Raw genomic sequence first — 13413 nt, forward strand, 5'->3', positions numbered from 1 at the left:
CATGACGAAGACGCACTGCCCCTACTGCGCCCTCCAGTGCGGCATGGAGATCGGCCCGGCACTGGAGATCACGCCCAGGACCGACGTCCCGGCCAACGCGCCGGGCGCGCTGTGCCAGAAGGGCTGGACGGCGGCCGAGCTGCTCACCAACGGCGAACGCCTGACCACGCCGCTCCTGCACGGCGAGCCGGTGGAGTGGGAGACCGCCCTGGACCACGTCGCCGCCCGGCTGCGCGCCATCCGCGCCGAGCACGGCCCCGACGCCGTGGCCGTGTTCGGCGGCGGCGGGCTGACCAACGAGAAGGCCTACCAGCTCGGCAAGTTCGCCAGGGTCGCGCTCGGCACCAGCCAGATCGACTACAACGGCCGCTTCTGCATGTCCTCGGCCGCCGCCGCCTCCCTCCGGGCCTTCGGCATGGACCGGGGCCTGCCGTTCCCGGTCACCGACCTGGCCGGCGCCGACGTCGTGCTGCTGGCCGGCGCGAACGTGGCCGAGACCATGCCGCCGTTCGTCCGGCACCTGTCGGGGCCGCGGCTGATCGTCGTCGATCCGCGCCGCACCCCGACGGCCCGGCTGGCCTGGCTGCACCTGCAGCCCACGCCCGGCACCGACCTGGCGCTCGCGCTCGGGCTGCTGCACCTGGCGATCGCCGACGACCTCGTGGACGCCGGCTACGTGGCCACCAGGACCACCGGGTTCGACGCCGTGCGCACCTCGCTGGCCGCCTGGTGGCCCGAACGCGTCGAGCGCGTCACCGGGGTGCCGGTGCACCGGATGCGGCAGGCCGTCCGCGCGCTGGCCGCCGCACGGAACGCCTACGTGCTGACCGGGCGCGGCGCCGAGCAGCACGCCAAGGGCACCGACACCGTCACCGCGTTCATCAACCTCGCCCTGGCGCTCGGCCTGCCCGGCCGGCACGGCTCCGGCTACGGCTGCCTGACCGGCCAGGGCAACGGCCAGGGCGGCAGGGAGCACGGCCAGAAGGCCGACCAGCTCCCCGGCTACCGCAGGATCGACGACCCGGCGGCCCGCGCGCACGTCGCGGAGGTGTGGGGCGTGCGGGCCGAGGACCTGCCGGGGCCGGGGCGGTCGGCGTACGAGCTGCTGGACGCGCTCGGCACCCCGCGGGGGCCGCGGGCGCTGCTGCTGTTCGGGTCCAACCCGGTGGTGTCGGCGCCCGCGTCCGGGCACGTCAGCGGCCGGATCGCCGGGCTGGACCTGCTGGTCGTGGCCGACGTGGTGCGCTCGGAGACCGCCGCCATGGCCGACGTGGTGCTCCCGGTCACCCAGTGGGCTGAGGAGAGCGGCACGATGACCAACCTGGAGGGCCGCGTCCTGCTGCGCCGCCGGGCCGTCGCGCCGCCGGAGGGCGTCCGGAGCGACCTGGACGTCATCGCCGGGCTGGCCGCCCGGCTCGGCCACCGCTTCGACACCGACCCGGCGGCCGTCTTCGACGAGCTGCGCCGGGCCACCGCGGGCGGCGTCGCGGACTACTCCGGCATCACCCACGAGCGCATCGCCGCCGGGACCGGCCTGTTCTGGCCCTGCCCGTCGGAGGACCACCCCGGCACGCCCCGGCCGTTCCTGGACCGCTTCGCCCACCGGGACGGCCGCGCCCGGTTCGTCCCGGTCGAGCACCGGCCCGCGGCCGAGGAGCCCGACGCGGACTACCCGGTGTACCTGAGCACCGGCCGCGTCCTGTCCCACTACCAGAGCGGCGCCCAGACCCGCCGGATCGCGTCGCTGGTGCGGGCCGCCCCCGAGCCGTTCGTGGAGCTGCATCCCGACCTGGCCGCGCAGCTCGGCGTCGCCGCGGGCGACCTGGTGCGGGTCAGCAGCCGCAGGGGCCGCAGCAGGGCGGTGGCCAGGATCAGCGACGCCATCAGGCGCGACACCGTGTTCATGCCCTTCCACTGGGAGGGCGCCAACCGGCTGACCAACCCGGCGCTCGACCCGGTCTCCGGCATGCCGGAGTTCAAGGTCTGCGCGGTCAGGGTGGAGAGGGACTCATGAGGCTCGTCGTCGTGGGGAACGGGATGGCCGGGTCACGCCTGGTCAGCGAGGTGCGGGCGCGCGACCCGCGGATGCGGGTGACCGTGTTCGGGGCCGAGGCGGGCCCGCCGTACAACCGGGTCCTGCTGTCGGACGTGCTGGCCGGCAGCGCGCGTCCCGACCAGGTGCGCCTGGTGGACCCCTCCTGGTACGCCGCGCACGGCGTCGAGGCCGTGCCCGGCGTCGAGGTCGCCCGCATCGACCGCGACACCAGGCACGTGGTGACCGCGGACGGGCGGCGCGAGCCGTACGACCTGCTGGTCCTGGCCACCGGCAGCCAGGCGGTCGTGCCGCCGCTGCCCGGCGTCGGGCGGGCCGTGCCGTTCCGCACGCTGGCGGACTGCGAGCGGATCGTGCGGGCGGCCGGACGGGCGCGCCGGGCGGCCGTCGTCGGCGGCGGGCTGCTCGGCGTCGAGGCCGCCCGCGGCCTGGCCGGGCGCGGCCTGCCGGTCACGCTGCTGCACCTGGCCGGGCACCTGATGGAACGCCAGCTCGACGCCGAGGCGGGCGAGGTGCTCGGCGAGACCCTGGCCGGGCTCGGCGTGGCGGCCCGCACCGGCGTCAGCGCGGCGGCGGTCCAGGCGGACGGCGTCCGCCTGGCCGGCGGCGAGCTGGTCGAGGCCGACCTGGTCGTCCTGGCCTGCGGGGTGCGCCCGGTCACCGGGCTCGCCGCCGCGGCGGGCCTTGAGGTGCGGCGCGGCGTCGTCGTGGACGACGAGCTGCGCACCGGCGACCCGTCGATCTTCGCCGTCGGCGAGTGCGCCGAGCACGACGGCACGGTGTACGGCCTGGTCGCCCCCGCCTGGGAGCAGGCCGCCGTGGCGGCCGAGGTGATCACCGGCGGCAAGGCCCGCTACCGCGGCTCCCGGCTGGTCACCAGACTCAAGGCCAGGAGCGTCGAGCTGGCCGCCATGGGCGAGACGCAGCTCGGCGAGGAGCACGCCGAGGTGGTGCGCTTCAGCCACCGCGCCCGCGGCACCTACCGCAAGCTCGTCATCCGCGACGGGCGGCTGGTGGGCGCGATCCTGCTGGGCGAGAGCGACGCCGTCGGCACCCTCACCCAGCTCTTCGACCGCGGCGGCCCGGTGCCGGGCGACCGCGCGGGCCTGCTGTTCCCGGGCCTGTCGCCGGCGCCCGTCGCGGGCAGCCCGGTGCTGATGCCGGACGCGGCCGAGGTCTGCCGGTGCAACAACGTGACCAAGGGCCAGATCCGGGCGTGCTGGGAGGCCGGAGCCCGCGACGTGGCCGGGGTGGCCGCCGCCACCAGGGCCACCACCGGCTGCGGCACCTGCCGCGACGCCGTGGAGGGCATCGTCGGCTGGTTGTGCGATCAGGAAGGAGTGCCGGCATGAGGAGGATCGTCGTCGTCGGGTACGGCCCGGCCGCGCACCGCTTCGTGGAGACCCTGGCGAGCCGGGGCTTCGACGGGCGGATCACCGTCATCGGGGAGGAGCCGCGCCCGGCCTACGACCGGGTGGCGCTGACCTCGTACCTGTCGGGCGCCACCGTGGCCGACCTCACCTACCCGGTGCCAGCCGGGACCGTGACGCGGCTGGGCAGCCGGGCCGTCGCCGTGGACCGGCAGGCGCGGACGGTGACCGTCGAGGGCGGGGCCGTCGAGCCGTACGACGTGCTCGTGCTGGCCACCGGGTCGGCGCCGTTCGTGCCGCCGGTGCCCGGACGCGAGCACGCCCACGTCTACCGCACCATCGACGACCTGGACGCCATCCGCGCGGCCGCCGGGCACGCGGCAGAAGGCGTCGTGGTCGGCGGCGGCCTGCTCGGCCTGGAGGCGGCCGACGCGCTGCGGACGCTCGGCCTGAAGGCGCACATCGTCGAGATGAGCCCCTGGCTGATGCCCCGCCAGGTGGACGAGGGCGGCGGCGCGGTGCTCAAGGGCCACATCGAGGCGCTCGGGCTCGGCGTGCACGCCGGCTCGGGCGTCCAGGAGGTCGTCACCGGGCCGGACGGCCGGGTCGCCGGGGTGCGCACGCCGTCCGGCACGCTGATCGAGGGCCAGGTCGTGGTGTTCTCGGCGGGCGTCCGGCCGCGCGACGAGCTGGCCAGGGCGTGCGGGCTGGAGGTGGGGGAGCGGGGCGGCGTCGTGGTCGACGAAGGGATGCGCACCGCCGACCCGTCGGTCTACGCGATCGGCGAGTGCGCGCTGGCCGGCGGCACGGTCCACGGCCTGGTCGGGCCGTGCAACACGATGGCCGAGGTGGCCGCCGACCGGATCATGGGCGGGACGTCCTCGTTCGCGGGCGGGGACACCTCCACGAGGCTGAAGCTGCTCGGCGTCGAGGTCGCCCAGTTCGGCGCGATGGACGGCGCCCTCGACGTCACCTACATGGACCCGGTCGCCGGGGTCTACAAGAAGCTGTTCGTCAGCGACGACGCCCGCACGCTGCTCGGCGGCATCTGCGTGGGGGACGCGGGGCCGTACGCGGCGCTGCGGCCGTTCGTCGGCAAGCCGTTGCCCGCGCCGCCCTCCGATTTGCTGTTCAGCGGCTCCGGGGCGCCGCTCGACCTGCCCGGCGACGCGCAGGTCTGCTCCTGCAACAACGTGTGCGCGGGGGACGTCCGGCACGCCGTGGCCGAGCTGGGCGTGACCGACGTGCCCGGCCTCAAGGCGTGCACGCGGGCCGGCACCACCTGCGGGAGCTGCCTGCCGATGCTCAGGCAGCTCCTGGAGGAGTCGGGGGTCGAGGTCGGCAGGTCGTTGTGCGAGCACTTCGCGTACTCGCGGGCCGAGCTGTTCGACATCGTCCGGGTGCGGGAGATCACGACGTTCTCCCGGCTCATCGCCGAGCACGGGCAGGGGCGCGGCTGCGACGTCTGCAAGCCCGCGGTGGCCTCGATCCTGGCCTCGCTGCACCACGGGCACGTGCTCGACGGCGAGCGGGCCGCGTTGCAGGACACCAACGACGCGTTCCTCGCCAACATCCAGAAGAACGGCACGTACTCCGTCGTCCCGCGCATCCCGGGCGGCGAGATCACGCCGGACAAGCTCATCGTGATCGGCGAGGTCGCCCGCGACTTCGGGCTCTACACCAAGATCACCGGCGGGCAGCGCATCGACCTGCTCGGCGCCCGGGTCGAGCAGCTGCCGGAGATCTGGCGACGGCTGGTGGCGGCCGGCTTCGAGTCCGGCCACGCCTACGGCAAGGCGCTGCGCACGGTGAAATCGTGCGTGGGCTCGACCTGGTGCCGCTACGGCGTCCAGGACTCCGTCGGCCTGGCCATCGCCCTGGAGCTGCGCTACCGCGGCCTGCGCTCGCCGCACAAGCTCAAGTCGGCCGTGTCCGGCTGCGCCCGCGAGTGCGCCGAGGCCAGGTCGAAGGACTTCGGCGTCATCGCCACCGAGCAGGGCTGGAACCTGTACGTCGGCGGCAACGGCGGCTTCCGGCCCCGCCACGCCGACCTGCTGGCCACCGACCTGAGCACCGGCGACCTGATCAGGACGATCGACCGGTTCCTGATGTTCTACGTCCGCACCGCCGACCGGCTGCAGCGCACCGCCGCCTGGCTGGAGTCGCTGGACGGCGGCCTCGACCATCTCCGGAAGGTGATCATGGAAGACTCGCTCGGCATCTGCGCCGACCTCGACGCCCAGATGGAACAGCACGTCGCCACCTACGCCGACGAGTGGGCGGCGACCCTGGACGACCCGGAGAAGCTGGGCAGGTTCGTCAGCTTCGTCAACGCGCCCGGCGTGCCCGACCCGTCGATCGTGTTCGCCTCCGAGCGCGGCCAGATCAGGCCGGTGATGGCCCGATGAGCTGGACCCCGGTCTGCGAGTACGCCGCCCTGCCGCCGGAGCGCGGCGTCTGCGCGCTGGTCGGCGGCCGGCAGGTGGCGCTGTTCCGCACCTACGAGGGGCACGTGCACGCCCTGGACAACCTCGACCCGTTCAGCGGCGCGTACGTGCTCTCGCGCGGCATCGTCGGCACCAGGCGGGGGGAGCCCACCGTGGCCTCGCCGCTGCACAAGCAGGTCTTCTCGCTGCTGTCGGGGGCGTGCCTGGACGAGGAGGCCGTCCAGGTGCCCGTCTACGCCGTCCGGGTGGCGGCCGGGCGGGTGGAGGTGAGCGTTTAGCCGATCAGAGCAGGGGCATTGACCTGCTGAAACACGGGGGACGGGAGGTGCGCGTGGCCTACGACGCCTCCGCCTACGGGCGCGGGATCGCCGACATCTACGACGCCACGGTGACGGAGCTGCCGACCGCCGCGGCCGTCGAGCGGCTGGCGACGCTGGCCGAGGGCGGTCCCGTGCTGGAGTTCGGCATCGGCACCGGACGGCTGGCGCTGCCGCTCGCCGCCCGCGGCCTGTCCGTCGCCGGGATCGACGCCTCGCCGGAGATGACCCGCGAGCTGCGCGCCAAACCCGGCGGCGCGGCCGTCCCCGTGACGGTGGGCGACTTCTCCACCATGCGGGTCGAGGGCTCGTACGCGCTGGTGGTGCTCGCGATCAACACGATCTTCGCCCTGCCCACCCAGGAGGCGCAGGTCAACTGCTTCGCCAACGCGGCCCGGCACCTGCGCGCGGGCGGGCGGTTCGTGGTCGAGGCGTGGGTGCCCGACCCGGCCGCCTTCCGCGACGGCTCGGCGCTGCGGCTGCTGTCGCTGGCCGAGGACGCCGTCCTCATCGAGGCGGCCAGGCTCGCCCCGGCCACCCAGCACATGCGCACCACCCGCGTACGGCTGACCGGCGAGGGCGTGCGGCTGCTGCCCGCCAACCACCGCTACGCCTGGCCCGGCGAGCTCGACCTGATGGCCAGGCTGGCCGGGATGGCCCTGGAACACCGCTGGGCCGACTGGGTCGGCACCCCGTTCACCGACGAGAGCCGCGCGCACGTCTCCGTCTACCGCAAGGCCCCCTGATGCGCCTGCCGCCCGCCCGTGGCCCGCTCACCGACCTGCTGTTCGACCGGCTCGCCCGGCCGCCCGCGACGCTGCCCGACGCGCCCGGCCCCGACGGCGAGGAGGATCTCCAGCTCGCCCTGTTCGCCTGCTACGAGCTGCACTACCAGGGCTTCGACGAGGTGGACGACCGCTGGGAGTGGGAGCCGTCGCTGCTGCGCCTGCGCGGCCTGCTGGAGGACCGCTTCGAGCGGGAGCTGGCCGGGGTCGTGCCGCGTCCCGCGCCGGTGCCGCCCGGCGAGGTGCGGCGCGCGCTCACCGTGCTGACCGCCGAGGACGACGACGGCCCGTCGCTCTCGCTCCACCTCCAGCGCGAGGCCGGGATCGACGCCTTCCGCGAGTTCGTGATCCACCGCTCGATCTACCACCTGAAGGAGGCCGACCCGCACACGTGGGCGATCCCGCGCCTGCGCGGCCGGCCCAAGGCGGCCCTGGTGGAGATCCAGGCCGACGAGTACGGCGGCGGCCGGCCCGAGCGCATGCACTGCGAGCTGTTCGGCCACACCATGCGCGGCCTCGGCCTCGACGACTCCTACGGCGCGTACCTGCCCCGGGTCCCCGCGGTCACCCTGGCCGTCACCAACGCCATGTCGCTGTTCGGGCTGCACCGGCGGCTGCGCGGCGCGCTGGTCGGCCACCTGGCCGCGATCGAGATGACCTCGTCGCTGCCCAACCGCCGCTACGCCGCGGGCCTGCGCCGGCTCGGCGGCGACGCGGCGGCGGCCCGGTTCTACGACGAGCACGTGCAGGCCGACGCCGTGCACGAGCAGATCGCCGCGGCCGACCTGTGCGGCGGGTTCGCGGCCGCCTTCCCCGCCCTGACCGGCGACGTCCTGTACGGCGCCGCCTGCGCCCTGGCCCTCGAACGCCGCTGGGCCGAGCACGTCATGGACAGCTGGGAACGCGGCGCGTCCTCGCTGCTCGGCCAGGAGGTGCCCGCATGATCGACCTCGACTACGTGGTCCCGCTGCGCTGGCAGGACGACTCCGGCCTCGACGAGCTGACCGCGTACCTGCGGGCCCTCGCGCCGCACGTACGCGTGACCGTGGTCGACGGCAGCCGGCCCGAGCTGTACGCCCGCCACGCCCGCCGCTGGCGCTGCCTGGTCCGGCACGTCAGCCCGGCGGCCGGCCTGTCCTTCGCCAACGGGAAGGTCAACGGCGTGATCACCGGGCTGCGGCTGGCCGCGGGCGACCGGGTCGTGATCGCCGACGACGACGTGCGCTACGACCTGCCAGCGCTGGCCGAGATGCACGACCTGCTCGCCCGCGCCGAGCTGGTCAGGCCGCAGAACTACTTCGACCCCGCCCCCTGGCACGCCCGCTGGGACACCGCCCGCACCCTGCTCAACCGCGCGTTCGGCGCCGACTACCCGGGCACGTTCGGCGTCCGGCGGTCGTTCTTCCTGGCCATGGGCGGCTACGACGGCGACGTGCTGTTCGAGAACCTGGAGCTCGTCCGCACCGTGCGCGCCCACGGCGGACGCGAGCTGCGCCCGCCCGGCCTGTACGTCCGGAGGTTGCCGTGCGACGCGCGGCGGTTCTGGTCGCAGCGGGTGCGGCAGGCCTACGACGACCTCGCCCAGCCGGTGCGGCTGGCGTCCTTCCTGGCGGTGCTGCCCGCGATCGCGCTGGTACGCCGTCCGCTGCCGCTGCTGGCCGCCGCCGGGGCGGTCGTCGCGCTGGCCGAGGCCGGGCGGCGACGGGCCGGCGGGCGGCGGGTCTTCCCCGCCGGCGCCTCGCTGTTCGCGCCGGTGTGGGTGCTGGAGCGGGCGGTGTGCTCCTGGCTGGCGGTGGGCGCGGCCTGCGCGGGCGGCGTGCCGTACGCGGGGGGACGGCTCGCGCGGGCCGCCCACTCGGCGCGGTGGCTGCGCGCGCGGGCTCAGGAGTCGGCGGGCGGGTCGGGCTCGCTCGGCGCCTGGAAGCCGACGGACTTGTGCGAGCCGTCGCAGAACGGCTTGGTCGAGGATCGGCCGCACCGGCACAGCGCGACCGTGGCCCTTCCCGGGTCGATCGGCTCGCCGTCCTGAGTCAGCAGCTCGAAGGGGCCTCTGATCAGCAGCGGGCCGTCCGCACAGGGCGTGACGGTGGTCGTCGGTTCGTCCATCGTCGTCACCTGCCCCGTCGAAGGGCCCCCTCACCTGCGAGGACGTCGCTACAGGGCCTCCACGGGCGGGTACACGTGCGGGGTGGGGTGCGCCGCGGGAAGGACGCACCGCCGCCCGGACCGGACGCTGGCACAGCGTTCGGCGTCCTCACGTTGGGGCAGTGGTTCCGGGTTCGCCTGTGTTGGCCGCACTGGAGGGACGCTATAGGCGGCCCTACCCCGCCCGGTCTCGGGTCGGCAACGATCACAGCTCTGAACGGTCTCTCCAATGACAGTGAAGCGTTACCGTGAGTAATACCGACATGAGGTAAAGGGGTCGTGCGGAGTGCCTAAACCGGGCATTCGGGAACGACCGGCGAGGGCATCAACCCGGCCATGAGCAAGATTTCTGAGCGCAGGGCACTCCTGCTGGCCGCGATCGTTCCCGTCCTCCTGGTCGCGGGCTGCTCCGCGGGGAGCAACACGCAGGCGATGAAGGGGGAGGCCAGCCCCGCCACGCCGACCGACACCATGATGACGCCCACCGAGACCGGCATGGAGTCGCCGACCACGACCGAGACCATGACCGAGACCGCCACGCCGACCGGCACCATGACGGCGGCCACCCAGCCGCGCGCCGCCGTCCAGAACTACTTCGACGCCCTGAAGTCCGGCAACGTGGACGCGGTCGTGAAGACGTTCTCCAGCGACGCGGTGGTGGCCTTCGACGGGCAGGCCACGGCCACGGGCTCGCAGGCCGTCCGCAGCCTCTACGAGAAGCTGCTCAAGGACGGCGCCGACCTGAAGTCGGCCACGCACACCATCGACGAGACGCGGAACGCGGGCAGCCAGGACGCCTTCGCGCGCGCGACCAGCAAGCAGGGCGACACCACCTACCGCGAGCTGTTCATGCTCACGCACCAGGGCGGCCAGTGGCTGATCTCGCGCTTCATGAACAACCAGGGCGCCTGACGCGGCCCTGCTCCGGAATACGGTAGGGGGGTACCGTGTTGCGGTCGGTGTAGCGAGCGAGAGGACCGGGAGATGGCCGGGTACACCGACGGCAAGCAGGACCACCTCCGGCGGCTGCGCCGGATCGAGGGCCAGGCGCGGGGCATCCAGCGCATGGTCGAGGACGACAAGTACTGCATCGACATCCTGACGCAGGTCTCGGCGACGACGAGCGCGTTGCAGTCGTTCGCGTTGTCGCTGCTGGAGGAGCACATGGCGCACTGTGTGGTCGAGGCGGCGCGCAAGGGCGGGGCCGAGGCGGAGGCCAAGGTCAAGGAGGCGGCCGACGCCATCGCCCGCCTCGTCCGGTCGTGACGGATCCACGCGGGGCGCGCGCGGGCGGGTTAGCGTGGGGGACGTGCAGGACCTGACGCGGTTCCAGAACCCCCGCTTCGCCCAGGCGTACGAGCGGATGAGCGCCGAGTCCGAGCGGCGGGGCGCGGCCGGGCACCGGCGGCGCCTGCTGGCCGGGCTGGCCGGGCGGGTGCTGGAGGTCGGCGCGGGCAACGGGCTCAACTTCGCGCACTACCCGGCGGCGGTGCGCGAGGTGGTCGCCGTCGAGCCGGAGGACCGGCTGCGCGGGCTGGCCGGCCGGGCCGCGGCCGGCGCGCCGGTGCCCGTGACCGTGGTCGCCGGGCACGCCGCCGACCTGCGGTTCGCGGACGCCTCCTTCGACGCCGTGGTGCTCTCGCTGGTGTTGTGCTCGGTGCCCGACCAGCGTGCGGTTCTCGGCGAGGTGTCCCGGGTGCTCAGGCCCGGCGGCGAGGTGCGGTTCTACGAGCACGTGCGCTCCTCGCGGGCCGCCGGCGCGCTGGTGCAGGACCTCGTGACGCCGCTGTGGCGGCGGATGGCCGGCGGGTGCCGCCTCAACCGCGACACCGAGCGCGCCATGGCCGACAGCGGGCTGGTGGTCGAGGAGCGCGAACGGTTCGCGTTCCGGCCGTTGCCGTTGTCGCCGAGGTTGCCGCACATTCTCGGACGCGCCAGAAAACCGGCTTGACCAGTAGCCCGGACGGTTCTTCACGGCCGCTGTGGCGACAAATCTGGAAAAATGGGTTTTTGTTCTGATGCGGGGTTATTGCGTTGTGGTGTCACCGGGGATGCGGGGCGTGATACGGCGCTGATCCACCAACGCCAGATAAACGGCGAACGCCCCCTGCGCCCACATCCCGGCCTGCTGCGCGGTCAGCCGGACCTCCTCGCCCTCGTGCGTGACGATCAGATAACCACCCGGCGCGCGGCGCCAGGCGACCAGAACGTTCTCGTAAACCAGAACGTCGAGCATCGCGGTCAGATATTCGCCTCCGGTGGCGGACACGGCGTAAGCCTCCTCGCTCCTCGCCGAATTCTCGCCCTGATTCCTTCGTGCTGACTCCATTGTGCGCGCCGCACCGGGAATTGTCGCACCCGTCCGATGGGAAATCGTTCGGCTGCTCCGCCGATTCGCGGGCGGAACCTGGCGGGGCCGGGCGGTGTAGGGAGGTCGGAGGTGCGTGATGACGAGAAACATGGCCGTACCGGTCGGCAGGCCGGCTGCTCTGACGGCTGCCCTGACGGTCGCCGTGCTGGGCGTCCTGGTGGTGTCCGGGTGGTGGGCGGGGGCGGCGTCCGCGTCCTCGCGTGGGGGATGGGCGGTGACCTACCTCGATCCGCCGCCGGCGGCGTTCGCGGGCGGGAAGACGTACACGGTGGGGTTCTGGGTGCTGCAGCACGGCACGCATCCGTACGCGGGCGAGCTGGACCCGGTCGGCCTGCGCCTCACCAGGGCCGACGGCAGGAGCGTCACCTTCCCCGGCACCCCGCTGCCCGAGGCCGGGCACTACGCGACGTCGGTGGCCGTGCCGGACGGGGTGTGGCGGGTGGAGAGCCTCCAGGGCTGGTTCGAGCCGTACGCCGTGGGGACGCTCACGGTCCCTGGGCGGCTGCTGGCCGACCCGGTGCCGCCGGACAAGGTGGCGACGTTCGGCGGGGACGGAAAGGACCCATGGGGCGCGGTCCGGCCGCCGGGCTTCGCCCCGGGCAAGAGCACACCGGCACCGACCGGTGAGCCGGCCGCTGAGCCGGCCGCTGAGTCGACCGGGACGCAGGCCGGGGGCCCGACCGGGACGCGGCCCGAGGTGCAGGCCGGGGTGGAGGCCGGGACGCAGGCCGGAGGCGGGGCCGCTGGGAGTGCGGCGGCGCGGGTTCCGGCCGGAGAGGCGCCGGGCGGCGGGGTTCCGGCGTACCTGCTGGCGCCCGCGGCGGTGGCGGGCGCGCTGGTGGCGCTCGTGGCGTCCCGCCTGCCTCGCCTTCGCGGCACGCCGAGACGACCGGGACCACCGGGACGACAGGGACGACAGGGACGACCTGGCGGCGCGCGCCGGAACGCCGCCCCCGACGACCCTCCCGACGAGGACGGATCCGCGGAGACTCTCGTCATCGGCGGTTAGCGTCGCCCGGGACAGGTCAGGCGGAGGGCTCGCGGAACTGTTCGATCATCGCCGCGTAACCGTCGCCGGCGCGCCCGCCGGCCGCCGCGCGCCGGGCCAGTTCCAGGAAGAGGTCCGGCAGCTCGGTGTTGACGCCGAGCGCCCGGCTCTCCTGCGCCAGGTGCTCCATCCCGCCCAGGTGGACGGCGAGGGTGGCGTCGGCGGCCGGGTACCGGCCCTCGTCGATCTGCCGGGCGTAGGCGGAGACGTAGCCGGTCGTCACGCCGATGACGGTGGTGGCCAGGGACGCGAAGGTCGTCGCCTTGACGTTCGCGGCGCCCAGCAGAGCGGCGCCCTGGAGGAAGCCGTTCAGCACGCCCCACATGACGCTCAGGACGGACATGTCGTACAGGGCGGACAGGGCGTGGTCCTCGCCGAGGTGGACGGTCCCGTATCCGGAGAGCGCCCGCAAGGTGGGCAGGTGCTCCTCGAAGGCGGCCTGCGGGCCGGAGTACAGCACCGTGGCGTCGGCGGTGCCGATCGCCTGAGGGAGGGCGAGGATCGCCCCGTCGAGACAGGCGCTCCCGATCGTGCCCGCCCACCTCGCGGTGTCGCGGGCCTGGACGGAGGTCACCGTGGTCAGGTTGACGAGGGTGCGGCCGGCCAGCGAGGAGGCGACCGGCTCCAGCAACCCGTGCACGGCGTCGTGGTCCGAGACGCAGACGACGACGAGCGGGCTCACCTCTACCGCGCTTCCGACGGACCTGGCCAGGACGGCTCCCTTGGCGACCAGGTCGCCGGCCTTGGCCGTCGAGCGGTTCCAGACGGTGGTCGGGTGACCGGCCGCCAGGAAGGCCGTGGCCAGCGCCTGGCCCATCAGTCCGAGGCCGACGACGGTGACCGGTGCCTGGGAGGCGGACGAGGGGGACATACGTGC

At 74.2% G+C, this 13413-nt stretch carries 13 protein-coding genes and 1 pseudogene; 11 read left to right on the forward strand and 3 right to left on the reverse strand.

The window, feature by feature from the left end; genetic code table 11:
- The first annotated feature begins 1 nt into the window (after nucleotide 1).
- Genes ACFYYW_RS28635 through ACFYYW_RS28665 form a run of 7 tightly spaced genes read left to right on the forward strand, consistent with a single transcriptional unit; the run spans nucleotide 2 to nucleotide 9001 of the window.
- Entirely contained in the window at nucleotides 2-2014 is a 2013-nt protein-coding gene (locus ACFYYW_RS28635) for a molybdopterin oxidoreductase family protein (protein ID WP_387652926.1), read from the forward strand.
- Entirely contained in the window at nucleotides 2011-3405 is a 1395-nt protein-coding gene (locus tag ACFYYW_RS28640; RefSeq protein ID WP_387652928.1) for an FAD-dependent oxidoreductase, read from the forward strand. The genes ACFYYW_RS28635 and ACFYYW_RS28640 overlap by 4 nt, the downstream gene beginning before the upstream one ends.
- Nucleotides 3402-5831: a nitrite reductase large subunit NirB gene (nirB, locus tag ACFYYW_RS28645; RefSeq protein ID WP_387652930.1), complete on the forward strand. Its 2430-nt coding sequence runs from the start codon at nucleotides 3402-3404 to the stop codon at nucleotides 5829-5831. The genes ACFYYW_RS28640 and nirB overlap by 4 nt, the downstream gene beginning before the upstream one ends.
- Entirely contained in the window at nucleotides 5828-6148 is a 321-nt protein-coding gene (gene nirD / locus ACFYYW_RS28650; RefSeq protein WP_387652932.1) for a nitrite reductase small subunit NirD, read from the forward strand. Before nirB ends, nirD begins: the two co-directional genes overlap by 4 nt.
- A 53-nt stretch (nucleotides 6149-6201) precedes the next feature.
- Nucleotides 6202-6933, forward strand: a complete 732-nt coding sequence (locus ACFYYW_RS28655) for a class I SAM-dependent DNA methyltransferase (protein WP_387652934.1) — start codon at nucleotides 6202-6204, stop codon at nucleotides 6931-6933.
- Nucleotides 6933-7916 carry an iron-containing redox enzyme family protein gene (locus tag ACFYYW_RS28660; RefSeq protein ID WP_387652936.1) on the forward strand — a complete coding sequence of 328 codons (984 nt, stop codon included), beginning with the start codon at nucleotides 6933-6935 and terminating at the stop codon, nucleotides 7914-7916. The genes ACFYYW_RS28655 and ACFYYW_RS28660 overlap by 1 nt, the downstream gene beginning before the upstream one ends.
- A complete protein-coding gene (locus ACFYYW_RS28665) occupies nucleotides 7913-9001 on the forward strand; it encodes a glycosyltransferase (RefSeq protein WP_387652938.1) in 1089 nt (362 codons plus the stop codon). The genes ACFYYW_RS28660 and ACFYYW_RS28665 overlap by 4 nt, the downstream gene beginning before the upstream one ends.
- Here the strand turns inward: ACFYYW_RS28665 and ACFYYW_RS28670 are convergent.
- Nucleotides 8965-9078: pseudogene (locus ACFYYW_RS28670) on the reverse strand (hypothetical protein); the annotation flags it as partial. The gene ACFYYW_RS28665 and the pseudogene ACFYYW_RS28670 sit on opposite strands and share 37 nt — an antisense overlap.
- Nucleotides 9079-9453: 375 nt before the next feature.
- Here ACFYYW_RS28670 and ACFYYW_RS28675 point away from each other — a divergent pair.
- From ACFYYW_RS28675 to ACFYYW_RS28685, 3 genes are all read left to right on the forward strand, one after another.
- Nucleotides 9454-10029: a YybH family protein gene (locus ACFYYW_RS28675; RefSeq protein ID WP_387652940.1), complete on the forward strand. Its 576-nt coding sequence runs from the start codon at nucleotides 9454-9456 to the stop codon at nucleotides 10027-10029.
- Nucleotides 10030-10101: 72 nt separating this feature from the next.
- Nucleotides 10102-10383, forward strand: a complete 282-nt coding sequence (locus tag ACFYYW_RS28680; protein ID WP_352322745.1) for a metal-sensitive transcriptional regulator — start codon at nucleotides 10102-10104, stop codon at nucleotides 10381-10383.
- 43 nt (nucleotides 10384-10426) lie between these two features.
- On the forward strand, nucleotides 10427-11068 hold the full coding sequence (locus tag ACFYYW_RS28685; protein WP_387652942.1) for a class I SAM-dependent methyltransferase: 642 nt from the start codon (nucleotides 10427-10429) through the stop codon (nucleotides 11066-11068).
- A 75-nt stretch (nucleotides 11069-11143) separates the two neighbouring features.
- Here ACFYYW_RS28685 and ACFYYW_RS28690 read toward each other — a convergent pair whose 3' ends face one another.
- On the reverse strand, nucleotides 11144-11386 hold the full coding sequence (locus ACFYYW_RS28690) for a hypothetical protein (RefSeq protein WP_352322747.1): 243 nt from the start codon (nucleotides 11384-11386) through the stop codon (nucleotides 11144-11146).
- 178 nt (nucleotides 11387-11564) lie between these two features.
- Here ACFYYW_RS28690 and ACFYYW_RS28695 point away from each other — a divergent pair, with 178 nt between their 5' ends.
- The gene (locus tag ACFYYW_RS28695) at nucleotides 11565-12497 is read left to right on the forward strand and encodes a hypothetical protein (RefSeq protein ID WP_387652944.1); all 933 of its coding nucleotides are present in this window, start codon (nucleotides 11565-11567) and stop codon (nucleotides 12495-12497) included.
- Nucleotides 12498-12513: 16 nt separating this feature from the next.
- Here the strand turns inward: ACFYYW_RS28695 and ACFYYW_RS28700 are convergent, their stop codons facing one another.
- Nucleotides 12514-13407, reverse strand: coding sequence for an NAD(P)-dependent oxidoreductase (locus tag ACFYYW_RS28700; protein ID WP_387652946.1), 894 nt, complete (start codon nucleotides 13405-13407; stop codon nucleotides 12514-12516).
- Nucleotides 13408-13413: the final 6 nt, after the last annotated feature.

Source organism: Nonomuraea sp. NPDC001831 (assembly GCF_042892035.1).
GTDB lineage: Bacteria > Actinomycetota > Actinomycetes > Streptosporangiales > Streptosporangiaceae > Nonomuraea.

What these genes read in the sequence shown, in the direction of transcription:
- ACFYYW_RS28635 (WP_387652926.1), top strand. Translation starts at nt 2, where the DNA reads ATGACGAAGACGCACTGCCCCTACTGCGCCCTCCAGTGCGGCATGGAG.
- ACFYYW_RS28640 (WP_387652928.1), top strand. Translation starts at nt 2,011, where the DNA reads ATGAGGCTCGTCGTCGTGGGGAACGGGATGGCCGGGTCACGCCTGGTC.
- nirB (WP_387652930.1), top strand. Translation starts at nt 3,402, where the DNA reads ATGAGGAGGATCGTCGTCGTCGGGTACGGCCCGGCCGCGCACCGCTTC.
- nirD (WP_387652932.1), top strand. Translation starts at nt 5,828, where the DNA reads ATGAGCTGGACCCCGGTCTGCGAGTACGCCGCCCTGCCGCCGGAGCGC.
- ACFYYW_RS28660 (WP_387652936.1), top strand. Translation starts at nt 6,933, where the DNA reads ATGCGCCTGCCGCCCGCCCGTGGCCCGCTCACCGACCTGCTGTTCGAC.
- ACFYYW_RS28665 (WP_387652938.1), top strand. Translation starts at nt 7,913, where the DNA reads ATGATCGACCTCGACTACGTGGTCCCGCTGCGCTGGCAGGACGACTCC.
- ACFYYW_RS28675 (WP_387652940.1), top strand. Translation starts at nt 9,454, where the DNA reads ATGAGCAAGATTTCTGAGCGCAGGGCACTCCTGCTGGCCGCGATCGTT.
- ACFYYW_RS28680 (WP_352322745.1), top strand. Translation starts at nt 10,102, where the DNA reads ATGGCCGGGTACACCGACGGCAAGCAGGACCACCTCCGGCGGCTGCGC.
- ACFYYW_RS28695 (WP_387652944.1), top strand. Translation starts at nt 11,565, where the DNA reads ATGACGAGAAACATGGCCGTACCGGTCGGCAGGCCGGCTGCTCTGACG.
- ACFYYW_RS28700 (WP_387652946.1), bottom strand. Translation starts at nt 13,407, where the DNA reads ATGTCCCCCTCGTCCGCCTCCCAGGCACCGGTCACCGTCGTCGGCCTC.